The sequence below is a fragment of the Enterobacter chinensis genome (genome assembly GCF_034008295.1).
Taxonomy (GTDB): Bacteria; Pseudomonadota; Gammaproteobacteria; order Enterobacterales; family Enterobacteriaceae; genus Enterobacter; species Enterobacter chinensis.
The window spans coordinates 66422-90671 of the sequence record NZ_JARDVI010000005.1; the positions used below are offsets into that span (position 1 = coordinate 66422).

Consider the following 24250-nt stretch of genomic DNA (forward strand, 5'->3'; position numbering starts at 1 on the left):
CTTTTAAAGAATTTTCAAGATCATTTTCAGTAACTTATCCGGATAATTATTTTTTCTAATGATGGTTTTAAGCAATTTTAAATACCCAATGTATTCAGAGATCCCTATCATCACTTTGCTTGAATTACATCAGTGAAATGTTTTTTAAATGGAATTTTAATCATGTTAAAAAAAACGTTATTAGCTTCAGTTGTAACTTTATTCGTAACAGGTTCTTTTTCAGCAATTGCAGATACAGATCTGGGTTTAATCACCTTTGATGGTGCGGTAACTGATACCACATGTAATATTTCCACCTCTAATGGTGAATCACAAAATAATATTACTATCACCCTACCGGTTGTTAAAAAGTCTGAGGTTGAATCCACCACCGTCGATACCGGCGTCGGCTCTAAGAATTTTGAACTGCTGCTCACCAACTGCCCTGAGACATTAGATACTGCTTCTGCAAGCTTCATGTCTAAAAATATGGGTGCAATTGCAAACGGTACCATTGAACCTGACGCCAATGTAGCAGGCGCAGCAACGAACGTTACACTTGCCCTGTATAACAATGCCCCAACCGTCTCTTCTCGTATTATGGTAGGCCAGCCTGACAATAATACGCAGAAAGCCGACCTGAATGCGGGTTCCGGTAAACTGTTCTACCGCGTTGCTTATGTCCCAGGCTCCAACTGGGTGAAAGGCACGAATCCTGTGCAGTCAGGTAAAGTCAGCGCCAACGCTTACTTCACCATGAGCTACGAATAATTTATCCCTGCCGTTAATGTGCCCCGCTGGGCACATTTTTCGTATTTTTTGAGATTATACATGTACGTACTGAATATTAAGAGCGGATTAAAAGCCCTGCTGCTGGCCTCGGTGAGCGTTTTTGCTCTTAACGCCAGTGCAGATATTGTGATTTCTGGCACCCGTGTCATTTATCCTGAATCGGCAAAAGACGTAACGGTGTCGATGGATAACCGTGGCACCCGGCCTTTACTGGTACAAACTTGGCTCGACGATGGAAGAGATACCACCAATCCTCAGGAGCTGAAACTTCCCTTTATTGTTACGCCCCCCGTTTCGCGTGTTGAACCGCAAAAAGGGCAAACCGTCAGAATCACCTGGCTTGGTCAGGCATTGCCAAAAGATAAAGAGTCCCTGTTCTGGTTTAACGTTCTGGAAGTTCCCCCTAAAGCAAAGGAGAGCGACAACCAAAGCATGCTTCAGCTTGCTTTCCGCACCCGTATTAAACTCTTTTTCCGTCCTACAGGGTTGAAAGGGGAACCGACAGACGCGGCCAAAAATCTTAAATGGTCTCAAACCCGGCAAGGGCAAAAAATCGTTTTAAGTGCGAAAAATGACTCGCCTTATTATGTTTCGCTGGCGAGTGCAACGCTTATTTCAGGCGTTAAACGTTACGAGGTCGAAACGCATTATATTGAACCGTTCTCGAGCCAGATGATGAATGTGAAAAACTACACCCCGGCCGGAAATAGCAAAATAATCTGGCAAGCCATCAATGATTTCGGTGGAATTGATAAGTATGAGTTTATACAGAATTGATTCTGTATCAGCTTCATATCATTCGCAAGAACTATAATTGGCTTTGCTCTGGGACAGAGTTCATCATGCACTTCAGACGTTCGCTACTATGTTTATCGATAAGCGCGGTATTGCCGTTATGTGCATTTGCTGCTGAAAATAATAAAGAAGAAAACGTGCAGTTTAATGAGCAGTTTCTTTATAACACCGGCGCATCCATTGATGTCAGTCGATTTTCAAAAGGCAACCCTGTTATTGCCGGAACGTATAAAGTGAAGGTGATTATTAACGGGAAACCTTCCGTTACCACGGATCTTCTCTTTGAGGAGAATGGCACTCCGCGCGCCACGCCCTGTATCACATCTAAACTGCTCATCCAGGCAAATGTAACAACCGAACAGCTTAAACAAGCGGGGGAAGATTCTGATGACACGTGTATCTCTGTGTCGAACGCCTACCCAGGCTCGCGCGTGGCTTACGATCCTTCCACCCAGGAGTTAGATCTTTCTGTTCCACAGGCTTTCGTTATTCAGCGTCCGTCGGGGTTTGTCGATCCTTCACTTTGGGAAGATGGCATCCCGGTGGCAATGCTCTCCTGGGATCTCAACGGCTGGCATGCAGACACACCAGATTCCAGCACTGATACGGCCTATGCAGGCTTACGCTATGGGGCAAATCTGGGGCCGTGGCGACTCCGGGCACGCGGCAACCTGAACTGGGATCAGGACTCCGGTACCCATTACGCCAGCCAGGACATTTATCTTCAGCGTGATATAACCCCCCTTAAAGCGCAGTTTATCGCAGGAGATTCCTATACCCGTGGTGACGCCTTCGATTCCATCAGCCTGCGCGGGGCGCGTTTATATAACGATGATCGTATGCTTCCTAACGGGATATCTACCTATGCGCCGGTGATCCGGGGGGTAGCAAACAGCAACGCCAAAGTCACAATCGCTCAAAGTGGAAATACGATTTACGAAACGTCCGTACCGCCAGGACCATTTGAAATTACGGATCTCAGTACAACAGGTTACGGAAGCGATCTCATCGTCACTGTAGAAGAAACGGATGGTAGCAAACGTTCCTTCTCAGTCGCATATTCTTCAGTCGCGCAAATGCTTCGCCCTGGTTACTCCCGATGGGATGTCGGCGTAGGTGAGCTGCGTGACGACAGCCTGCGCGACAAACCAATGGTCGGATATGCCACGGGCTATTATGGCTTAACCAATACCTTCACCGGGTATACGGGGCTGGAATACACCGATAGCGATTTCTACGCCGCATTGCTGGGTATTGCGATGAACACCAGAGTGGGCGCATTCGCCTTTGATGTCACGCATTCTGATGCCCGAATCGACGGCTTACGACATCTCACAGGCGAAAGTTATCGCATCTCCTACAGTAAACTCATGGAAGCGACGAATACCTCTTTCAACGTCGCAGCTTACCGGTTTTCAACGTCTGACTACCTCAGCCTGAACGATGCGGCCTCGTTAACCGATGAGATCAAATATCGTGACAGGGAGCGTAACCCTGAACGTAATAACCGCGATGTGTATCAGACCTTCCAGCGCATGAAAAACCAGATCCAGGTAAATATCAGCCAGCCGTTGAAAATGGGCGACCTTGATTTGGGATCGATGTATGTCAACTCAACCTGGCAGGACTACTGGAATGAAAGTAGTTCGTCAGCGCAATACTCCGTCGGTCACAGTCATTCGTTAAGCTGGGGAAGTTATAGCCTCTCCGTGCAGCGCACCTACGACGAGTTCGGGGAAAAAGATGACAGTGTCTATCTGAACCTCACAATTCCATTCGACACGCTGATGGGCAACGGTAAGCGTGCGGGCGGATTCTCCTCACTCACGACGGGTATCGGCAGCGATTTAAAAGGTGGTGGGAGTTTTAACGCCAGCGCCAACGGCAGCACTGAAGATAATCGCTTCAGTTATAGCATTACCGAAAGCACCACGCGTAACGACGATACATTAAACCAGCTCAGCGGTTATGGCAGTTACAACGGCCCGCATGGACCACTGAGCCTTTCCGTCTCAGCATCAGATGACGATTCGCGACAATATTCTGCCAGCTATAGTGGCGGGATGGTTCTGCACTCTGGTGGCGTAACACTTGCACCAGGCAGCATCAGCGAAAGCGATACGCTTGCGTTGATTAAAGCAGAGGGAGCAGAAGGAGCCCGCGTCTCTATTGGTAACGGTGAAATCGGTGCTTCAGGCTATGCCCTTATGCCTTATCTGTCTGCCTACCGTGAAAATAGCGTAGGTCTTGATATCAGTGATATGCGTTCTGACGTCGAAGTGAAAAATACCCGTACCACCACGGTGCCCCGTAGCGGTGCCGTTGTGCTGGTTAACTTTGAGACCGATCAAGGGCGTTCCGTGTTAATGGAACTGGCACGTGACGATAACGGGTTTATTCCGCTGGGTGCAGATGTTCAAACCGAGAAAGGCGTATCCGTGGGTAGCGTCGGCCAGGCTGGACAAGCCTGGATCCGCGGAATTGAAGATAAAGGAATGCTAAACATTATCTGGGGAAGTGGGCCTGGCACATCCTGCACCGTCTCCTACCAGATCACACCTGATGCGAAAAAGATTGGGCCGACAACACTGTTGACAGGTCAGACCTGCCGCATCACAGCATTATAAAAGGAGTTAAAACATGCTTATTGAAGCTGGGAAAAAAACAGGATTACTTATTTTAAGTTCAGGGCTGATGGCGCTGTCCCTGGGCACATACGCTGATAACCTCGATATTACCTTTACCGCTAATATTCGTGACACTACCTGCGATATGAAAATTGAAGGCGGCACCGGCGATGGCACCAGCAATGTTATCCCCATCGGCGCTAACGGTAAGGTACGCCTGGATTACATCATTTTGAAAAATGCGAAAGCGACGACCAGTTTTAAGCTCAAAATGGTCTCTTGCCCTTCCAGCCTCGCGGCGCTGAAAACGACCATTAGCGGCAACGCCAGTCCTGTAGTGACGGCCATTGAGAACTCACTCTCTGGTGAGGGCAGCGCGGAGCATATTGGCGTCGCGATTTCCCGCACTGCCACCCCGGATGCCCCATTTACCATCAACTCCACAACCGATAGTCAGCGTCTCACCTGGTCGAGCGGAGAGATAAGTTCTGGAGAGGTTTCGCTCCTGGCGACGCTAGTTGAAACCGCAAGCGGGCAAGGCACGACCGGCAACTTTAGCGGTATCGCTACGTTTAATTTCACCTATGAATAACTGGCAGTAATACGGAGCGTTGATTTGAAAATGAAAATGACATTACTGGTGCTTGCGATAACTGCCACCCTGCCTTCCGTTGCGTTAAGCGCCATTACGGGTACGACGAGCGTTCAGGCAACCTTTACCTCCGCCATTGAGGCGGGAACCTGTAACGCGGAAATTCAGAATGCCAGCGGGGCCCCGATTAGCATTCTGCCGTTTGGCGATGTGTTTAAGTCTGACCTGGTTAGCCAGAGCCGGGAAGAAGCGTTCAAAATTGCCTTCACCAACTGTGCCGGGGTAAAAAATGCCACCATCCAGGCCACGCCGGGTGCTGGCGGTTCGTGTACCGGAAATGCCAAAAATGGTACTTCGTATGCAGCCGGGCATAACGTAGGTTTTGAAATCTGGAAAGGTTCTGTCGACTCAGGTTCCATTATGAACTGCGGCACCGCCCCCAGTTCTGTCCTTAACCTGTCTAACGGGGCGGGCGATTTTGAAATGGATGCGCGAATCGTCATCGCCAAAGATAAAACCATTTCTGACGTGACCACGGGTTCGGTCAGTGCGCCAGTGACGTTTATCGTGACCTATCAATAATGTTTCTTCAGACAGGTAGCTTATACAGGATGTTCAAGTCCCGCGTAATCATTAAAAATATGATGTCCTGGCTAGCCCTTTGTCTAGGTTTTCCAGCAGCAGGTTTTGCCTCAAGCCTGGAAATGGATATGACGGCAAACATTATTAATAATACATGCCAAGTCAGTATTCCGAATGATGGGAAAGTCAACTTACCGATCGTGGGCAGCAGTTGGTTTTATAACTCAGATGGTAGCCCACGATTACAACCCGGAGACGCAGCCGGAGGAACACGATTTGTAGTACAAGTGAAAAGCTGTGCGGAAAGTGAGTCTGGACTGGCAAAAACCCTGCATTTTGAATTTAAACCACAAAGTGGAAAATTTGCCGGAAGTAGTCAGCAAGTGTTTGCCAATGACATTCCCGCCTCAGCAGGCGGGGCAGAAAATGTCGGCATTGTTATTTTCTCAGAAAAACACAATACCAATGTAGTAAATACAACGGGAACGTCAGATGTTATTTTTGATATATCTGACCAAAACAGCAATGAATATTTAACAAATTATAATTTCTATGCCCGTTATCAAAGCACAGGAAACATTAGTGTGGGTAAGGTTACCACAAGCGCGCTAATCAGCGTTATTTATAATTAATATTGAATCAACTGTCGGGTATAAGGAATTATCAATGTTTTATACAGCAGGGACCAGGCAAAAACAATTTTTCACAAAAGGTGCAGGCCTTGCTTTGTCACTTCTTGCAATCAGTTTTTCCGCATCAGCGGATTTATATGAATGTAAATTTAATGCATTTTCTGTTCAGCCTATATCAGATGTCAGCGGTGTGAAACCGACACTCGTTCCTCTGGATAACGTCAGCGTACCGACAAAGATAAGTAGTCTTATTGATTTGCAGGTCAGTCCGGGTCTGTTCTCCTGGTGTACAACAGGTAATGACGGAGAACGCGTCTATCAGAAAACGGACAGCTCACTGGTCGTCGGTAGCGTGGACGGAAAAGCACTCTTTAAAACTAACGTCACGGGGATTGCCTACACGCTGGCCATGTACCCCAACAGCAATGCCTTTAATGCCTTTTTCCCGGCGAAGACAGGGAGTTATGAAGAAACGGCCAATCAGGCAGATAACTCAGACGTGGTGAAAACAAAATGGTGGTATGCCCGCATGGAGTTTTATCAATTACCTTCCTATGCTGGCATACCCGAAAGCGTCACAATGATTGGCCCGGTAGCTGGAAATATTGGCAATATTGTATTGGGTGACCCCTATACTTCAGATGAAAGCGACCACCCGCGTCCGTTAATTACGGTACCCAATATGGGTTTCAATGTTCCTGTTGCAAAACCAACCTGCACCCTTACGGCCCCCAAAACCGTGGATTTGGGGGATTATGGTGTATCCGATCTCGAAAACGATCACACGCAAAACGTATTTGTACAGGTGTCCGGGAATTGTACCAACACACGTAAAATCACCATGAAGTTGACCACCAGTAAGACAACCGGGACTGATAGCACATTACTCGCCAACACTGCGTCCTCGAATGCGGCAAAAGGCGTGGGCGTGTTACTGAAGTGGCCAGACAACAGCCAGGTGGTACCTAACTCAACGAACAGCTATAGCGCGAGCGAGAACACCACTATTTTGTTATTCAGCCGGTTACTTACGGCGCAGCTGGTTAAGTCTGACACAGAAAAAGTCACCTCTGGCACATTCAGCGCCATCGGTACCCTGCAGTTTACCTACGAGTAATTTACCCCTGCGGCTGGTTGCTGATCAGCCGCGACATCGTCTCCAGCGAATCCGTTCTTAATATATACAGACGTTTCAGTAAGAACGGATTATCCCCCGGCTTGACCTTCCCTTTTACCGTTGTCACCGCCAGGTGGAAACCGGCATCGTTTGCTGCTTTTATTGCTTTGTTGTCGTAGCCGCCAAAGGGATAAGAGAGATACAGCACGCGCGGATTAAACTGTGCCAGCGCCCGGCGAGAACGCTCAAAATCGAAGAGGATCACGTGGTAGCTGCGGCTCAGTAAAATCGGATGTTTGTTGCCATCAACGCGGTGCAGGAAGTGCGTGTGGGACTGAATATCAAAAACGCTCTGAATGCTCTTCAGCTCCTGGACACTCATAAACTGCAGCGATTTTGGGTCCCACTTCTGCGGATGTCCCTTAATACGGGATGAAATGATAAACGCGGTGGCGTTAAAGCCGTACTCTTTCAGGATCGGAAAAGCATAGCGGCTTACCGATTTGAGCCCGTCATCAAAGGTAATCACCACCGATTTGGCAGGTAAATTCAGTTTGTTACGCACATACCCTTCCAGCTGATACATCGTCAGGGTGGTATACCCCTGATCGCGCAGCCAGGCCATCTGGTTATTGAACGCACGCACGCTGGTCGTGGTGGAGGTATGTCGAAAACGGGTGTTCTCTTCATCACGCAGAATATGATGGTAGGTCAGAATCGGGATCCCGTTATCTTCTTGTGCATCCAGGCTACTCACCCACGCCAGGCGGTTGCCGATGCGGATCTGGAACCAGGTCTGATTCAGACGGTCTTTAAGTTTGTTCAGGATCGGATAGCGAAGATTCGCGCTTAATGTGCCGAACGGTGCACTCCCGCTGGAAGGCGCGTTATACACCGGCGTGTCTTTCCAGGTAATGAGGTTCTGATTGCTCAGGGGCTTATTGAGATCCCCAAGGCTGTCCTCGACGCGCTGTTTCCCCTGAACCACCTCAAGGTGCTCCTTGTCGATAAATCCCGTACCAAAACCGAAGCGAAACTCGTAGTAGTCCGCCGCCGCGGGCACAACGGCCAGGATCTGCCCGGCGCGCACATTGCCAACGTTGATCACGCTGTTTCCCACCTGCGCCCAGATGGCCGCATCTTCAGTGGTTTGCATATACTGGGCAGGCAGCGTTTGCTGGCTGAGTAAACTGGCCGAGCTGACGCCGGAAATGAGCATCAAAAGCAAGAAAAGAATACGCGGTAACATGGTGTCTTAATCGGTGCGGGAAACTGCCGCTATTGTAACAAATGAGACATCAATACCAATGTTTAATTCTTATACAAGTCATGGAGCAGGACGAAGGGAGGATTTTTCTGCTGCTGATGCCACAAGCTGCTGACGCCCGGAATGCCCTGCGCCACGATGGCATGGCGAAACTCAGTGCTGCTTAATAATTCACGCTGTGGATACATTAACGCCAGCAGAGCGAAGTTGATGCCCGAGATCACTTCACAGCACGCATGCTTATGGCTCAGCAACGCGGCTGAGCGGTAAGGTGGCGCGCCCGATTTATCGGTAAGAAAAATAACGCCATCACCCGTGTCAGTTTCATGCAGGGCATCGCACATCATTCGGCTCAGCATGTTGGTGCTCAACCCACGCCAGTAATTTACCGCCCGGCATTGCACCAGCGGGCCAAATCTGGCTTCAAGCTTGTCCAGCATATCCTGCGCGTGTTCATCGTGGCAGGTGATAACCCATCCCAGCATAACTCTCTCCTTAGCAGGCAAGTAGTTTAGCGGAGTGAAGGTTAGCTTTCGGTGATAACTGTCAAAGAAAAGTGCCCGGCAAACAGAATGTCGCCGGGCAGAAGGTTAGCTGCGCAGACCGCGCCCGCGCTGGATCAGATACCAGCACAGCAGGTAGAAAGCGATGATGAACACCACCAGCACCGCCACCGTGGTAAACAGCGGCACATCGGTAATCCCGAGGAAGCCAAAGCGGAAACCGCTGATCATGTAGACAATCGGGTTCAGGTGCGACAGCGCCTGCCAGAACGGCGGCAGCAGCGTCAGGGAGTAGAACACCCCGCCCAGATAGGTCAGCGGCGTCAGCACGAAGGTCGGGATGAGGCTAATATCGTCAAACGTTTTGGCGAACACGGCGTTAAGCAGACCGGCCAGTGAGAACAGAATTGCCGTCAGGAGCAGCGTCAGCGCGACAAACAGCCACGAATGCACCTGGAACGGGACAAAGAACAGCGAAATCGCCGTGACCAGGATCCCCACGCACAGCCCGCGCGCCACGCCGCCGCCAACATAGCCGGCAATAATGACGTGCGTCGGTACAGGCGCGACCAGCAGCTCTTCAATATTGCGCTGGAACTTGGCGCTAAAGAATGACGACGCCACGTTGGCATAGGCGTTGGTGATCACCGCCATCATGATCAGGCCCGGCACGATAAACTGCATATAGGTAAAGCCGTGCATTTCACCAATCCGGGAACCAATCAGGTTACCGAAGATGATGAAGTAGAGCGTCATCGTGATAACCGGCGGCACCAGGGTTTGCACCCAGATACGCATAAAACGGTTAATCTCTTTTGCCCAGATACTTTTCAGCGCGACCCAGTAAAGATGCGTCATGCCTTGTCTCCTTGTTTATCCTGCACCAGAGAGACAAACAGCTCTTCCAGTCGGTTCGCTTTGTTACGCATACTTAAAACCTGAATACCCTGCGCGCTCAGCTGCGAGAACACGCTGTTAATCCCCTGCTCGCGCAGCACTTCCACTTCAAGCGTCGAGGTATCAACGAGACGATACTGATACCCTTCGAGCTTCGGTAGCGGGCTTTTTGCCGCCAGATCGAGAATGAAGGTTTCTGATTTCAGCTTGGAGAGCAGATTCTTCATTGAGGTGTTTTCCACCAGCTCGCCGTGCTGAATGATGCCGATGTTGCGGCACAGCATTTCAGCCTCTTCAAGATAGTGAGTGGTCAGAATAATGGTGGTGCCTTTGTCGTTGAGGTCTTTCAGGAAGCCCCACATGGAACGACGCAGTTCAATATCCACGCCCGCAGTCGGCTCATCGAGGATCAGCAGTTTTGGCTCGTGCATCAGCGCACGGGCAATCATCAGGCGGCGCTTCATCCCACCGGACAACATGCGCGCACGCTCGTTGCGTTTTTCCCACAGATCGAGCTGTTTTAGGTACTTTTCGCTCCGCTCCAGGGCCTCTTTACGCTCAACGCCGTAATAACCCGCCTGGTTAACGACAATTTGCTGCACCGTCTCGAACGGGTTGAAGTTGAACTCCTGCGGTACCAGCCCCAGCTGGCGCTTGGCGTTCACCACATCTTTTTGCAGGTCGTACCCAAAAACGCTCACCCTGCCGGACGTTTTATTGACCAGCGAGCTGATAATACCAATGGTGGTCGATTTCCCCGCCCCGTTCGGCCCCAGAAGCGCATAAAAATCGCCGGCCTCTACTTTAAGATCTATCCCGCGTAGCGCCTGAACGCCACCCGAATAGGTTTTTTTAAGCTGCTCAAGCTCCAGTGCAATTGCCATGAAATTCACTTACCTTCAGTTCTTACACGCGTTGTGTGGTTTCATTAAAAGTCGGGTTACCCTATAGTAGCGCAACGCAATTACTCGGTTACAGGTCGCTAACCTCCATGAACAACATAGATACACTCATCAGCAACAATGCACTATGGTCAAAAATGCTGGTGGAGGAAGACCCCGGATTTTTTGGAAAACTCTCGCAGGCTCAGAACCCACGCTTTCTCTGGATTGGATGTTCCGACAGCCGCGTACCGGCAGAGCGTCTGACCGGCCTCGAGCCCGGCGAACTGTTTGTTCACCGTAATGTCGCCAACCTGGTAATTCACACCGATCTTAACTGTCTTTCAGTTGTTCAGTATGCCGTTGACGTTCTGGAAGTCGAGCACATCATTATTTGCGGCCATTATGGCTGCGGCGGCGTGCAGGCAGCGGTCGAAAATACGGAGCTGGGATTAATCGATAACTGGCTGCTGCACATCCGCGATATCTGGTTCAAACATAGCTCACTGTTGGGCGAAATGCCGCAGGAGCGTCGCATGGATACCCTTTGCGAACTCAACGTGATGGAGCAGGTGTATAACCTGGGCCACTCAACGATCATGCAGTCAGCGTGGAAGCGCGGGCAGAAGGTCACCATCCACGGCTGGGCGTACGGTATTCACGATGGTCTGCTGCGCAATCTGGAAGTCACCGCCACCAACCGCGAAACGCTGGAGCAGCGTTACCGTTCGGGCATTGCCAACCTCAAGCTTAAGCATGTGAACCATAAATAAGTGCACGTTAAAAAGCCGGGTGGCGGCTGCGCCTTACCCGGCCTACATGTGCCCATTCGTAGGCCCGGTAAGCGTAGCGCCACCGGGCAACAAACCGCAACTACTCGTCCAGCAATACCACTTTCCCGACATACGGCAGATGACGATAACGCTGCGCGTAGTCAATGCCGTAACCGACGACGAATTCGTCCGGAATGGAGAAGCCCACGAACTCAACCGGCACCTGCACTTCACGGCGGGTCGGCTTATCCAGCAGGGTGCAGATAGCCAGAGATTTTGGCTCACGCAGGCTCAGGATCTCGCGCACTTTTGAGAGCGTGTTGCCGGAGTCGATAATATCCTCAACGATCAACACATCTTTGCCACGAATATCTTCGTCCAGATCTTTCAGGATTTTCACATCACGGGTTGTGGACATGCCGCTGCCGTAGCTGGAGGCGGTCATAAAATCGACCTCATGTGACACATGCACTTCACGGCACAGGTCTGCCATGAACATGAAAGAGCCACGTAACAGACCAACCAGCACCATTTCGCTGCCGCTGTCCTTGTAATGTTCGGTGATTTGACGACCCAGTTCGGCGATACGCGCTTTGATCTCGGCTTCCGGGATCATCACTTCAACAGTATGTTTCATATTACTAACCATATGATTTTAATGAAAATCTCTCAATGCGGATATGTGTTATTCCGGCATCGATACGCAAGCCAGCCATTATATCAGCAAATGGCTAAGCCTGGCGCATGAGTTATAAAAAGCAAATATTGTGATTCCGATCACACTTGTTAATACCTATAATTAGTTGCTAGCAAATTATTAACAAAAACTGACGAGTACACTTTCTATGGCTGAAACAAACTCTAAACAGCCGCGTCTACTGGTGACACTAACAGCGTTATTCGCCGCCTTCTGCGGCCTGTACCTGTTAATCGGTGGCGTCTGGCTGGTCGCAATTGGCGGCTCCTGGTACTACCCCGTTGCGGGTCTGGTTATGCTTGGCGTAACCGTCCTGCTCTGGCGTAGAAAACAATCCGCACTGTGGCTATATGCCGCATTACTCCTCGCAACCATGATCTGGGGCGTCTGGGAAGTCGGTTTCGACTTCTGGGCACTGACGCCGCGCAGCGACATTCTGGTCTTCTTTGGTATCTGGCTGATCCTGCCATTCGTCTGGCGTCGCCTGATTGTGCCGTCCAGCGGTGCCGTTGCGGCGCTGGTGGTGGCCCTGTTAATCAGCGGCGGTATTCTCACCTGGGCCGGCTTTAACGACCCGCAGGAGATCAACGGTACGCTGAACGCGGAATCCACGCCTGCGGCCGCTATCTCCCAGGTCGCTGACGGCGACTGGCCGGCCTATGGTCGTAACCAGGAAGGCCAACGTTACTCCCCGCTGAAACAGATCAACGCGGACAACGTTAAAAACCTGAAAGAAGCCTGGGTATTCCGTACCGGCGATGTGAAGATGCCGAACGATCCGGGTGAACTGACCAACGAAGTGACGCCAATTAAAGTCGGCAATATGCTTTACCTGTGTACGGCGCACCAGCGTCTGTTCGCGCTCGACGCGGCCACCGGTAAAGAGAAATGGCACTTCGATCCTCAGCTGAACTCCAACCCGTCCTTCCAGCATGTCACCTGCCGTGGCGTCTCTTACCACGAAGCGCGTGCGGATAACGCAAGTCCGGAAGTGATTGCCGACTGTCCTCGCCGCATTATGCTGCCGGTGAACGACGGCCGTCTGTTCGCGATTAACGCCGAAACGGGCAAGCTGTGCGAAACCTTTGCTAATAAAGGTATCCTGAACCTGCAGACCAACATGCCGGACACCACGCCGGGTCTGTATGAGCCAACCTCTCCGCCGATCATCACCGATAAAACTATCGTGATTGCCGGTTCGGTAACGGATAACTTCTCCACCCGTGAAACCTCTGGCGTCATCCGTGGTTTCGATGTGAACACCGGTAAACTGCTGTGGGCCTTCGACCCGGGCGCGAAAGATCCAAACGCGATCCCTTCGGATGAACACACCTTTACCTTTAACTCGCCAAACTCCTGGGCGCCAGCGGCGTATGACGCGAAGCTGGACCTGGTCTACCTGCCGATGGGTGTAACCACGCCAGATATCTGGGGCGGTAACCGCACACCGGAGCAGGAACGCTATGCGAGTGCTATCGTGGCGCTGAATGCGACCACCGGTAAGCTGGCATGGAGCTACCAGACCGTTCACCACGATCTGTGGGATATGGATATGCCGTCCCAGCCGACGCTGGCGGACATTACCGTTGATGGCAAAACCGTACCGGTGATTTACGCGCCGGCGAAGACGGGTAACATCTTCGTACTGGATCGCAGCAACGGTAAACTGGTTGTGCCAGCACCGGAAAAACCGGTTCCGCAGGGCGCTGCTAAAGGCGATTACGTCAGCAAAACCCAGCCGTTCTCCAATCTGAGCTTCCGTCCGAAGAAAGACCTCAGCGGTGCAGACATGTGGGGCGCCACCATGTTTGACCAGCTGGTGTGCCGCGTGATGTTCCACCAGCTGCGTTATGAAGGCATCTTCACACCACCTTCTGAGCAGGGCACGCTGGTCTTCCCGGGTAACCTGGGGATGTTCGAATGGGGCGGCATTTCCGTTGACCCGAACCGTCAGGTCGCGATTGCCAACCCAATGGCTCTGCCGTTTGTATCCCGCCTGATCCCACGTGGTCCAGGTAACCCAATGGAGCAGCCGAAAGATGCGAAAGGCAGCGGTACCGAAGCCGGCATTCAGCCGCAGTACGGTGTACCGTTTGGCGTGACGCTGAACCCGTTCCTGTCTCCGTTTGGTCTGCCGTGTAAACAGCCTGCCTGGGGTTATATCTCCGGTCTGGATCTGAAAACTAACCAGGTCGTGTGGAAAAAACGTATTGGTACCCCGCAGGACAGCATGCCGTTCCCGATGCCAGTTCCAGTGCCGTTTAATATGGGTATGCCAATGCTGGGTGGCCCGATTTCCACCGCCGGTAACGTGCTGTTCATCGCGGCAACCGCAGATAACTACCTGCGCGCGTACAACATGACCAACGGTGAAAAACTGTGGCAAGGCCGTCTGCCAGCCGGTGGACAAGCCACACCGATGACCTATGAAGTGAATGGCAAGCAGTACGTTGTCATCTCTGCCGGTGGTCATGGTTCGTTTGGCACGAAGATGGGCGACTATATTGTCGCGTATGCACTGCCGGATGAAGGAAAGTAACTGAAAAGCCCGGTGGCGCTACGCTTACCGGGCCTACGGGTGCCATATGTAGGCCGGGTAAGGCGAAGCCGCCACCCGGCTTTTTTTATACGGTAAAACCAAGCATCATCCCCGTATCCTCATGCTCCAGCAGATGGCAGTGCGCCATGTAGGCAAACTCCTTCGGCGCGTCGTGGTCAAACTTCACCAGCACCTCGCTGACGCCACCTTCCACTCTCACCGTATCCTTCCAGCCCGCGCGATGGGCATCAGGGGTCTTACCGTTCTCGGAGAGAATGCGGAACTGAGTACCGTGGATATGGAACGGATGCAGCATCATGTCCCCTTCGCCTGAAATCACCCAGCGTTCAAACTGCCCTTTTGCGGCAGCAAACATCGGCGTGTTCATGTCGAACGCTTTGCCGTTGATCATATTGGCGTTGTGGAAATCAAAGCCATGCTCGCCGTGATTCATGTTCCCCATGCCGCCCATTTTGCCGTGGTCCATATTCATATGGCCCATCATCTGCCCGTGGTGCATCCCCGCCATCGCCTTATCGCCATATTTCGCCATCAGCGCCTGCATGCCCATCATGTCGAGCATCGGGTTCATGGAGAGCTGCAGTTTGCGTTGCGTAAGCCCGTCAAGCGAAGGGAGTGCTGGCAGGGTGGTTAAGCTATCCGGCAACGTGCCGGAAGCGGTCACCAGCAACGGCTGAATGCGGAGCACCGGGTGTGCCTTATCAAAGGGCGCAACCGCCATCCCCATCTGACTGACCGGCAGCGTCACCAGGTCAAACGCTTTGCCGTCGCTGATATCCACCAGCACTTCAAAACGTTCCCCCATCAGCATCGGTAACTCGTTTACCTTCACCGGCTCGGGCAGCAGACCTCCGTCGCTGGCAACCACGTACAGAGGACGTTTATCACTGGCGGCGAAATTGAGTGAGCGTGCGTTACAGCCGTTGAGCAGGCGCAGGCGCAACCAGCCTTTCGGTGCGGCATGCTGAGGGTAAAGGGCACCGTTGGTCAGCAACGTGTCGCCAAACCAGCCGACCGCCGCGCTCATAACGTCCAGCTGGTAGTCAATTTGCCCGTCAGCGGTGAATTTCTTGTCCTGCACAATCACCGGCACGTCGTCGATGCCCCACTGTTTAGGCAGGCGCAGAAGGCGGCTTTCGTCGTCTTCAATCAGCACCAGCCCCGCCAGCCCCATCGCTACCTGATGGCCGGTTTTGCCATGCTGATGCGGATGAAACCAACAGGTGGCTGCACGCTGATCGGGCGTAAAGGTGACGCTGCGTTTGCCGCCCGCTTTTATGACTCCCTGCGGCCCGCCGTCCACCTCGCCCGGCACTTCCAGCCCGTGCCAGTGCAGCGTCGTCTCTTCAGCGAGCGTATTGTATATATCCACCGTCACCGCTTTCCCTTTACGTAACTGAAGCGCCGGACCGAGCAGATTGCCGTTATAGCCCCACGTGGTGGCATTGTGCTCACCGAACGTCGTTTTGCCGGACTGAACAACAAGCTGGATACGGCTGCGGGCGTCAGCGGTCAGTAAATCAGGGATAGGCAAGGCAGGTCTGTCAGCGGCGAAAACCGCGCGGCTCCAGAGTGGTAATGCGCTGGCAGCCCCCAGCGCAACGGAGTATTTCAAAAAATCACGACGTTGCATGTTCATTTCCTTATTTCCAGCAGGCGATCTTTTGAGCATAAACCCTCCCCTTACCGGAAGGTCAAGCACGGCGGCAATAATAAAGATCGTCGCGCTGGCATCAAGTATGCTAACGTTAATTTTCCGTGAAGATGTGGTAGAAGCAATGAAGACGTTTTTCAGGACAATTTTGTTCGGTAGCCTGATGGCAATGTGTGCGAACAGCTATGCGCTAAGTGAAAATGAAGCGGAAGATATGGCCGATTTAACGGCGGTTTTTGTATTCCTGAAAAATGATTGTGGCTACCAGAATTTACCCAACGGGCAAATTCGCCGCGCACTGGTCTTTTTTGCCCAGCAGAACCAGTGGGATCTCAGCAACTACGACAGCTTCGACATGAAGGCGCTCGGTGAAGACAGCTACCGTGACTTAAGCGGCATTGGTATCCCCACTGCAAAAAAATGCAAAGCGCTGGCTCGTGATTCACTCAGCCTTCTCGCCTACGTGAAATAACCTTCCCGACGCCCCTTGTTGAGCCTATAGCCGTGCAACCACGGTTATAGTTAGCTATCATGTTTCGCTCATTTTTTGATGAGTGTAACGGATGTTAACACAGGAGGAGTCCGCATATGGCCGACCACACGTTGTGGCATGAAACACTGCATGACCAGTTTGGTCAGTACTTTGCCGTTGATAACGTGCTCTATCATGAGAAAACCGATCACCAGGATTTAATCATCTTCGAGAATGCCGCCTTTGGCCGCGTAATGGCGCTGGACGGCGTCGTGCAAACGACCGAGCGGGATGAGTTTATCTATCATGAGATGATGACCCACGTCCCGCTGCTGGCGCACGGTCATGCGAAGCATGTCCTGATTATCGGCGGTGGCGACGGTGCTATGCTGCGTGAGGTTTCCCGCCATCGGTCTATTGAAACCATCACCATGGTGGAAATCGATGCAGGTGTGGTCTCTTTCTGCCGCCAGTACCTGCCCAACCACAATGCCGGTAGCTATGACGATCCGCGCTTTAGTCTGGTGATTGACGATGGCGTGAGCTTCGTTAACCAGACGACCCAGACCTTTGACGTCATTATCTCCGACTGTACCGACCCGATCGGCCCCGGCGCATCGCTGTTTACCTCCTCCTTCTACGAAGGCTGCAAGCGCTGCCTGAACCCTGGCGGGATCTTTGTCGCACAAAATGGCGTCTGCTTCCTGCAGCAGGATGAAGCGATCGACAGCCATCGCAAGCTGAGCACCTACTTCGGCGATGTCAGCTTCTATCAGGCCGCTATTCCGACGTACTACGGCGGGATCATGACCTTCGCCTGGGCAACGGATAACGACGTATTGCGCCATCTCTCCACCGAAATTATCCAGGCCCGCTTCCACCAGGCTGGTCTTCAATGCCGATACTACAATCCGGCCGTGCATACTGCTGCGTTTGCGTTGCCGCAGTACCTGCAAGATGCATTATCCACAAAGGGGGTGAGCTAATTGAAAAAGCTTAAACTGCATGGCTTTAACAACCTGACCAAAAGCCTGAGTTTTTGTATTTACGATATCTGCTATGCCAAAACAGCGGAAGAACGCGATGGTTACATCGCCTATATCGATGAACTCTACAACGCCAACCGTCTGACCGAGATCCTGTCAGAAACCTGTTCGATTATCGGCGCAAACATTCTGAATATCGCCCGCCAGGATTATGAACCCCAGGGCGCCAGCGTGACCATACTGGTCAGCGAAGAGCCGGTCGATCCGAAGCTTATCGACAAAACTGAACATCCGGGCCCGCTGCCGGAAGTGGTTGTCGCGCACCTTGATAAAAGCCATATCTGCGTTCACACCTACCCGGAAAGCCACCCGGAAGGCGGGCTGTGTACGTTCCGCGCGGATATCGAAGTGTCGACCTGCGGCGTGATTTCCCCGCTGAACGCGCTGAACTATTTAATCCACCAGCTGGAATCGGACATCGTTACGATTGATTATCGCGTCCGTGGTTTTACCCGTGATATCAACGGCATGAAGCACTTCATCGACCACGAGATCAATTCTATTCAGAACTTTATGTCCGACGACATGAAATCGTTGTACGACATGATGGACGTGAACGTATATCAGGAAAACATCTTCCATACCAAGATGTTACTGAAGGAATTCGACCTTAAACACTATATGTTCCACACGAAGCCGGAAGATTTGAGCGAAGAAGAGCGTAAGGCCATCACTGACCTGCTCTGGAAAGAGATGCGCGAGATCTACTACGGCCGCAATATTCCGGCCGTGTAAGTGTTGCCCGGAGCAAGGACGCTTCGGGAAGTTACTTCTGTTTCATAAATTCACGGTAGGCATTCACCACCTGAAGGAAGTCTTCCACGCCGCACATCGACAGACTTTCTTCGTCATAGTAGTTCATCCCCTCTTCCATCTCGTCACCTGAAAACTCGAGCTGATTGGCACGCACCATGACTTCTTCGCCATCCATCCACAGCGTGTATTCATGTCCGGCACGTTGCCAGGAGCGTTCACTGCCTTTCACCGTATCTGCCGCCTGTTCAACTTCATCAAGAAGTGCGAGATTTTCTTTCACCTCTTCGTTAAACCAGTGTCCAACGGCTTCGTGGCCCATCGACATACGCACTTTCACCACTCCGGTGATGTCGCGCAGAAATTCGTAATCCATAGTATTTTCCTCTGCAAAGCCATTAGGGTAATTATCGCAGCAGAGAGGAAGAAAAAAAGCGTGAGAGGTGGGAGGAATGAAAATAAAAACCCACCGCAGTTGCGATGGGTTTTGTAGGCCCGGTAAGCGTAGCGCCACCGGGCAATGGGTCAGGTGCGGTCTGGTGCCCTCACCCCCAGCTCCTCTCCCACGGGAGAGGGTAGCTTTTATACTGCCGTCTGGAAGATAACCCCGTCAGCCTTCTCGGTGTACTGAGAGAGCTGGTCGAAGTTCAGATAGCGATAGGTATCCACCGCCGTCTTATCAACCTGAGCCACAAAGGTCTGGTACTCTTCCGGCGTTGGCAGTTTGCCAATCAGCGCCGCAACCGCCGCCAGCTCCGCAGAAGCCAGGAAGACGTTTGCACCGGTACCTAAACGGTTCGGGAAGTTACGGGTAGAGGTGGACACCACCGTCGCACCGTCAGCTACGCGCGCCTGGTTACCCATACACAGGGAACAGCCAGGAATTTCGATACGCGCCCCGCTCTTACCAAACACGCTGTAGTAGCCCTCTTCAGTCAGCTGAGCCGCATCCATACGGGTTGGCGGCGCCACCCACAGACGGGTTGGCAGCTGGCCTTTATGGGTATCCAGCAGTTTACCGGCAGCACGGAAGTGACCGATGTTGGTCATACAGGATCCGATGAACACTTCGTCGATCTTCTCGCCCTGAACCTCAGACAGCGGACGCGCGTCGTCCGGATCGTTCGGTGCACACAGGATTGGCTCTTTGATATCCGCCAGATCGATGTCGATCACTGCCGCGTACTCTGCGTCAGCATCGGCTTCCAGCAGTTGCGGATCGGCCAACCATTTTTCCATGCCCTGGATACGACGCTCCAGCGTACGACGGTCGCCGTAGCCTTCCGCAATCATCCACTTCAGGAGCACGATGTTAGAGCTCAGATACTCAATAATCGGCTCTTTGTTCAGCTTGATGGTACAGCCAGCAGCAGAACGCTCAGCGGAGGCATCGGTCAGCTCGAACGCCTGCTCAACTTTCAGATCCGGCAGACCTTCAATTTCCAGGATGCGGCCAGAGAAGATGTTTTTCTTACCTTTCTTCTCAACGGTCAGCAGGCCCTGTTTAATCGCATACAGCGGGATCGCGTGAACCAGGTCGCGCAGGGTGATACCCGGCTGCATTTTACCTTTGAAGCGGACCAGCACGGACTCCGGCATATCCAGCGGCATCACACCGGTCGCCGCAGCAAAGGCCACCAGACCTGAGCCCGCCGGGAAAGAGATACCGATTGGGAAACGGGTATGGGAGTCACCGCCGGTGCCCACGGTATCCGGCAGCAGCATACGGTTCAGCCAGGAGTGGATGACGCCGTCACCCGGACGCAGGGAAACACCGCCACGGTTCATGATGAAGTCTGGCAGTGTGTGGTGCGTGGTCACGTCAACCGGCTTCGGATACGCCGCGGTGTGGCAGAAGGACTGCATCACCAGATCGGAAGAGAAGCCCAGGCACGCCAGATCTTTCAGTTCGTCACGGGTCATTGGGCCGGTGGTGTCCTGAGAACCCACGGAGGTCATCTTCGGCTCACAATACGCGCCTGGGCGAACACCGGCTACGCCGCATGCGCGACCAACCATCTTCTGCGCCAGAGAGTAACCACGGTCGCTCTCAGCCACATCTTTCGCCTGACGGAAAACGTCTGAATGCGGCAGGCCCAGCGCTTCACGCGCTTTGGTGGTCAGGCCACGACCGATAATCAGCGGAATACGACCACCGGCACGCACTTCGTCAACCAACACGTCGGTTTTCAGCTCGAAGCTTGCCAGCAGCTCGTTTGTCTCGTGGTTACGCACTTCACCTTTGAACGGATAAACGTCAATCACGTCGCCCATGTTCAGGTTACTTACGTCCACTTCGATTGGCAGTGCGCCAGCATCTTCCATGGTGTTGAAGAAGATAGGGGCAATTTTGCCACCGAGGCACAGGCCACCGCCGCGCTTGTTCGGTACATGAGGAATGTCATCACCCATGAACCACAGCACGGAGTTGGTTGCGGATTTACGAGAAGAGCCCGTACCCACAACGTCACCCACGTAAGCCAGCGGGAAACCTTTCTCCTGCAGGGCTTCGATCTGTTTGATCGGGCCGACGCTGCCTGGCTGATCCGGCTCAATACCTTCACGGGCATTTTTCAGCATTGCCAGAGCGTGCAGAGGGATATCCGGGCGAGACCATGCATCCGGCGCCGGAGAGAGGTCATCGGTGTTGGTTTCACCGGTCACTTTGAAAACAGTAACGGTAATTTTTTCAGCCAGCGCTGGACGGTTCAGGAACCATTCGGCGTCAGCCCAGGACTGCATCACCTGCTTCGCATAGACGTTGCCTGCTTTGGCTTTTTCTTCCACATCGTAGAAGTTATCGAACATCAGCAGCGTGGAAGAGAGCGCTTTAGCGGCAATCCGTGCCAGCTTGTCGTTATCCAGCGCGTCAATCAGCGGATGAATGTTGTAACCACCCTGCATGGTGCCGAGCAGTTCAATAGCTTTTTCAGGAGTAACCAGTGGGGAGGTGGCTTCGCCTTTGGCGATAGCAGCAAGGAATCCGGCTTTTACGTAGGCAGCTTCATCTACGCCAGGCGGTACGCGGTTGATCAACAGATCTAACAGGAATTCTTCTTCGCCCTTAGGCGGGTTCTTCAGCAGCTCGACGAGCGCGGCCATTTGGGTTGCATCTAAAGGTTTGGGTACAATTCCCTCGGCGGCACGTTCTGCTACGTGCTTACGGTATTCTTCTAGCACGACGGTTCTCCTCGCTCTCATTGTCATATGCGGCGGGCGTTCTCTTCACGCTCCTGTGAGACAGCAGTTTGTAGGGTAAATGCCCGATACCGCGTCGGGCAGCATAGCAGGATTTCTGCACAGTGTTAATCCGTTTACAAAAAAGCAACATTAAAAAATTTGCTGAATCGTTAAGCATGGTGTAGCGGGGAGACAAGACGAATTTTGGGTACAAAAAAACCGCCTGGTAGCGGTTAATTTGTTGCCTTGCGGTGGTAGCACACCGGGCTGGCAGATTTGCGGCAACACCAACGTGAAATATTGTGCATCACCGCCTGTTGGCTTGCAAGCCGCTATCACGATTTTGCGTAGCGCCTTCCCATTTCGTATGAAAGCCCATGTAACTGCATTTTTTGCCTTCTTCAGATCCATTGAATTGACTATTCTTCTCCGCGGCCTGCTCCGCTGGTGTAGCAACCAGTCACCGGGCCCGGGAGCAGTTCCGTCATCTACGCGGCAACATCAACTTGCCTGGTTCTGCCTTTCCCGGTGAAGAATGAACCCGCGTAGCCTGTACAGGAACGCACGCAATGGAGATGCGAATCACTGCGCTGATCGTTGCGCTCGGTTTACTGCTTACGGCACTGCACGGTGGCTGGAACATATCCGACATCACGGTGCTGTTTGTTGTTAACCTCGGCAACTAGCTGCTGGCCGCTCGCAAGAGCGGCCTTCTGAAATCCCAGCGGCTTTGCAACTATCCGATATAATTGTGTAATAAATACTCACACTCTTTATCCGGACGTACCGGATGCTTCCCAATAAAAGTCAAAACAGTAAAAGACGGGTGAATAATACTCACGCCAACCGTAACGCCTCACGGCACAGCGCTTGTCTCGTTGGAGTCATTTTATGAAGTTGCCCTTTAAGCCACATCTGCTCGTCCTTCTGTGCAGTGCCGGGCTGCTTGCCGCCTCAGGCGTCATGTTTGTCAAAAGCCGCGCAACGGAGCCCGCTGCGCCGGCCCCCGTCGCACAACAACCGGCAGCACCGGCGACGCCTGCCGCGGCACAGCCCGCCCCCGTTGTCGCGCCAGCGTATACTGCCGCGCAAATCGATCAGTGGGTTGCCCCCATCGCGCTCTACCCTGATGCCCTGCTGTCACAAATTTTGATGGCCTCTACCTACCCGGCCAATGTTATCCAGGCGGCGCAGTGGTCCAAAGACAACCCTAAAATGGAAGGGGACGCCGCTATCCAGGCCGTTGCCAGCCAGCCTTGGGATCCCAGCGTAAAATCGCTGGTCGCGTTTCCTCAGCTCATGTCGCTGATGGGAGAAAACCCTCCGTGGGTGCAAAACCTGGGCGATGCGTTTCTCGCGCAACCGAAAGACGTGATGGATTCCGTGCAGCGCCTGCGCGCGCTGGCGCAGAAAACCGGCGCCTTACAATCAACGCCACAGCAGACGGTCACCACCGTGACAAAACCGACACCGGCGAAAACCAGCACCACCGAGTCAACGACAGCCACAACGTCCGCGCCAGCCCCTACGGTTATCAAAATTGAATCTGCCGATCCGCAGGTTGTGTACGTTCCCACCTATAACCCCAATACGGTTTACGGGACCTGGCCAAACACCGCCTATCCGCCAACCTATCTCCCGCCGTCACCCGGCGAGCAGTTTGGCAACAGCTTCGTCAACGGTTTAGGTTTCAGCCTGGGTGTCGCCACAACCTATGCCATCTTCAGCAACATCGACTGGGATGATGATGATGACTGGGATCATCACCATGACGACTGGGATAATCACGGCGGCTATAACCGCAACGGTGATAACAACATCAATATTAACGTTGAGAACTTTAATAAAATCAGCGGACAGCGTCTGACGGATGCCAACCGCACCTGGCAGCACAACCCGGCCTACCGGGAAGGCGTGCCCTATCCCACTAACCAGCTCAACAATCGCTTCCACTCCACCAGCACGGCCACAGGGTTAAGCTCAACGCAGCAAAAGCCGGCTAACCGCGATAGCCAGCGTCAGGCTGCCCTCAGCCAGATGGAGAAATCAACGGGTAAAACCTTCCCGCAAACCGCCCGCCCCGGAACGAAAGAGGGGCAGCGTCAGGCCTCAAGTGAACAGCTGAAGCAGATTTCACAGCGCAATAACTACCGGGGCTACGACACCAAACCGCAGACGGCGAAGCGGACCAGTACGCAGCAGCGAGAAAACCGCCAGAGCACAGCCCAAAGACAAGAGAAACGGGTTTCGCAACCTGCGCAGCAACGCACTCTCCAGCAGCGAAACAGTCAGCCCCGGGCTAATGCGCTGAGCGGCAACGACAGCCGCTCCGCGAACTGGCAGGCGCAGCAGCAGCGTGGTGCGCAAAGCAGACAGCACGCTGCTCGTCAGCAGCAGCCACGCCAGGCGTCTGGTGGACGCGCTGAACGCCGTGAAATTCGACATCGCTAA

Annotated in this window: 21 protein-coding genes; 13 read left to right on the forward strand and 8 right to left on the reverse strand. The window is 52.8% G+C overall.

Annotated features, from left to right (window positions below; translation table 11 throughout):
* The first annotated feature begins 162 nt into the window (after positions 1-162).
* The 7 genes from PYW49_RS15445 (at position 163) to PYW49_RS15475 (ending at position 7116) form a co-directional block, all read left to right on the forward strand.
* Positions 163-750, forward strand: a complete 588-nt coding sequence (locus PYW49_RS15445; RefSeq protein WP_320386893.1) for a fimbrial protein — start codon at positions 163-165, stop codon at positions 748-750.
* Positions 751-810: 60 nt separating this feature from the next.
* Positions 811-1548, forward strand: coding sequence for a fimbrial chaperone (locus PYW49_RS15450; protein WP_320386894.1), 738 nt, complete (start codon positions 811-813; stop codon positions 1546-1548).
* Positions 1549-1613: 65 nt separating this feature from the next.
* Positions 1614-4193: an outer membrane usher protein gene (locus tag PYW49_RS15455; RefSeq protein WP_320386895.1), complete on the forward strand. Its 2580-nt coding sequence runs from the start codon at positions 1614-1616 to the stop codon at positions 4191-4193.
* A 13-nt stretch (positions 4194-4206) separates the two neighbouring features.
* Positions 4207-4785, forward strand: coding sequence for a fimbrial protein (locus tag PYW49_RS15460; protein ID WP_134349684.1), 579 nt, complete (start codon positions 4207-4209; stop codon positions 4783-4785).
* A 24-nt stretch (positions 4786-4809) separates the two neighbouring features.
* Positions 4810-5367, forward strand: coding sequence for a fimbrial protein (locus tag PYW49_RS15465; RefSeq protein ID WP_320386896.1), 558 nt, complete (start codon positions 4810-4812; stop codon positions 5365-5367).
* Positions 5368-5396: 29 nt separating this feature from the next.
* Positions 5397-5999: a fimbrial-like protein gene (locus tag PYW49_RS15470; RefSeq protein ID WP_134349682.1), complete on the forward strand. Its 603-nt coding sequence runs from the start codon at positions 5397-5399 to the stop codon at positions 5997-5999.
* A 34-nt stretch (positions 6000-6033) separates the two neighbouring features.
* On the forward strand, positions 6034-7116 hold the full coding sequence (locus PYW49_RS15475; protein ID WP_320386897.1) for a fimbrial protein StkG: 1083 nt from the start codon (positions 6034-6036) through the stop codon (positions 7114-7116).
* Position 7117: 1 nt separating this feature from the next.
* Here the strand turns inward: PYW49_RS15475 and PYW49_RS15480 are convergent, their stop codons facing one another.
* The 4 genes from PYW49_RS15480 to PYW49_RS15495 all read right to left on the reverse strand — a co-directional run bounded on the left by PYW49_RS15480 (position 7118) and on the right by PYW49_RS15495 (position 10667).
* Positions 7118-8365, reverse strand: coding sequence for a polysaccharide deacetylase family protein (locus tag PYW49_RS15480; protein ID WP_320386898.1), 1248 nt, complete (start codon positions 8363-8365; stop codon positions 7118-7120).
* A 62-nt stretch (positions 8366-8427) separates the two neighbouring features.
* Positions 8428-8868, reverse strand: a complete 441-nt coding sequence (locus PYW49_RS15485; protein ID WP_320386899.1) for a PTS sugar transporter subunit IIA — start codon at positions 8866-8868, stop codon at positions 8428-8430.
* 105 nt (positions 8869-8973) lie between these two features.
* Positions 8974-9744, reverse strand: a complete 771-nt coding sequence (locus PYW49_RS15490; RefSeq protein ID WP_023334536.1) for an ABC transporter permease — start codon at positions 9742-9744, stop codon at positions 8974-8976.
* Positions 9741-10667, reverse strand: coding sequence for an ABC transporter ATP-binding protein (locus PYW49_RS15495; RefSeq protein WP_023332105.1), 927 nt, complete (start codon positions 10665-10667; stop codon positions 9741-9743). Before PYW49_RS15495 ends, PYW49_RS15490 begins: the two co-directional genes overlap by 4 nt.
* A gap of 107 nt (positions 10668-10774) precedes the next feature.
* On the opposite strand from PYW49_RS15495, the gene can reads away from it, so the two are divergent.
* Positions 10775-11437 carry a carbonate dehydratase gene (gene can / locus PYW49_RS15500; RefSeq protein ID WP_134349677.1) on the forward strand — a complete coding sequence of 221 codons (663 nt, stop codon included), beginning with the start codon at positions 10775-10777 and terminating at the stop codon, positions 11435-11437.
* Positions 11438-11537: 100 nt separating this feature from the next.
* Here can and hpt read toward each other — a convergent pair whose 3' ends face one another.
* Entirely contained in the window at positions 11538-12074 is a 537-nt protein-coding gene (gene hpt, locus PYW49_RS15505; RefSeq protein WP_166790954.1) for a hypoxanthine phosphoribosyltransferase, read from the reverse strand.
* A 208-nt stretch (positions 12075-12282) separates the two neighbouring features.
* Between hpt and PYW49_RS15510 the strand changes: the two genes are divergently transcribed.
* The gene (locus PYW49_RS15510; RefSeq protein WP_320386900.1) at positions 12283-14673 is read left to right on the forward strand and encodes a glucose/quinate/shikimate family membrane-bound PQQ-dependent dehydrogenase; all 2391 of its coding nucleotides are present in this window, start codon (positions 12283-12285) and stop codon (positions 14671-14673) included.
* An 85-nt stretch (positions 14674-14758) separates the two neighbouring features.
* Here the strand turns inward: PYW49_RS15510 and cueO are convergent, their stop codons facing one another.
* Positions 14759-16327 (reverse strand): multicopper oxidase CueO, encoded by a 1569-nt coding sequence (gene cueO / locus PYW49_RS15515; protein WP_320386901.1) that lies wholly within the window; start codon positions 16325-16327, stop codon positions 14759-14761.
* 145 nt (positions 16328-16472) lie between these two features.
* Here cueO and PYW49_RS15520 point away from each other — a divergent pair, with 145 nt between their 5' ends.
* From PYW49_RS15520 to speD, 3 genes are all read left to right on the forward strand, one after another.
* Entirely contained in the window at positions 16473-16820 is a 348-nt protein-coding gene (locus PYW49_RS15520) for a YacC family pilotin-like protein (RefSeq protein ID WP_014882582.1), read from the forward strand.
* Positions 16821-16936: 116 nt separating this feature from the next.
* Positions 16937-17806, forward strand: coding sequence for a polyamine aminopropyltransferase (gene speE / locus PYW49_RS15525; RefSeq protein WP_320386902.1), 870 nt, complete (start codon positions 16937-16939; stop codon positions 17804-17806).
* Entirely contained in the window at positions 17807-18601 is a 795-nt protein-coding gene (speD, locus tag PYW49_RS15530) for an adenosylmethionine decarboxylase (RefSeq protein ID WP_023334531.1), read from the forward strand. It abuts the gene before it with no gap.
* A gap of 31 nt (positions 18602-18632) precedes the next feature.
* Here the strand turns inward: speD and yacL are convergent, their stop codons facing one another.
* Positions 18633-18995 (reverse strand): protein YacL, encoded by a 363-nt coding sequence (gene yacL, locus PYW49_RS15535; protein ID WP_134349672.1) that lies wholly within the window; start codon positions 18993-18995, stop codon positions 18633-18635.
* A 206-nt stretch (positions 18996-19201) separates the two neighbouring features.
* Positions 19202-21799 (reverse strand): bifunctional aconitate hydratase 2/2-methylisocitrate dehydratase, encoded by a 2598-nt coding sequence (acnB, locus tag PYW49_RS15540; protein WP_320386903.1) that lies wholly within the window; start codon positions 21797-21799, stop codon positions 19202-19204.
* 891 nt (positions 21800-22690) lie between these two features.
* Here acnB and PYW49_RS15545 point away from each other — a divergent pair.
* Positions 22691-24250: a DUF3300 domain-containing protein gene (locus PYW49_RS15545; RefSeq protein ID WP_134349670.1), complete on the forward strand. Its 1560-nt coding sequence runs from the start codon at positions 22691-22693 to the stop codon at positions 24248-24250.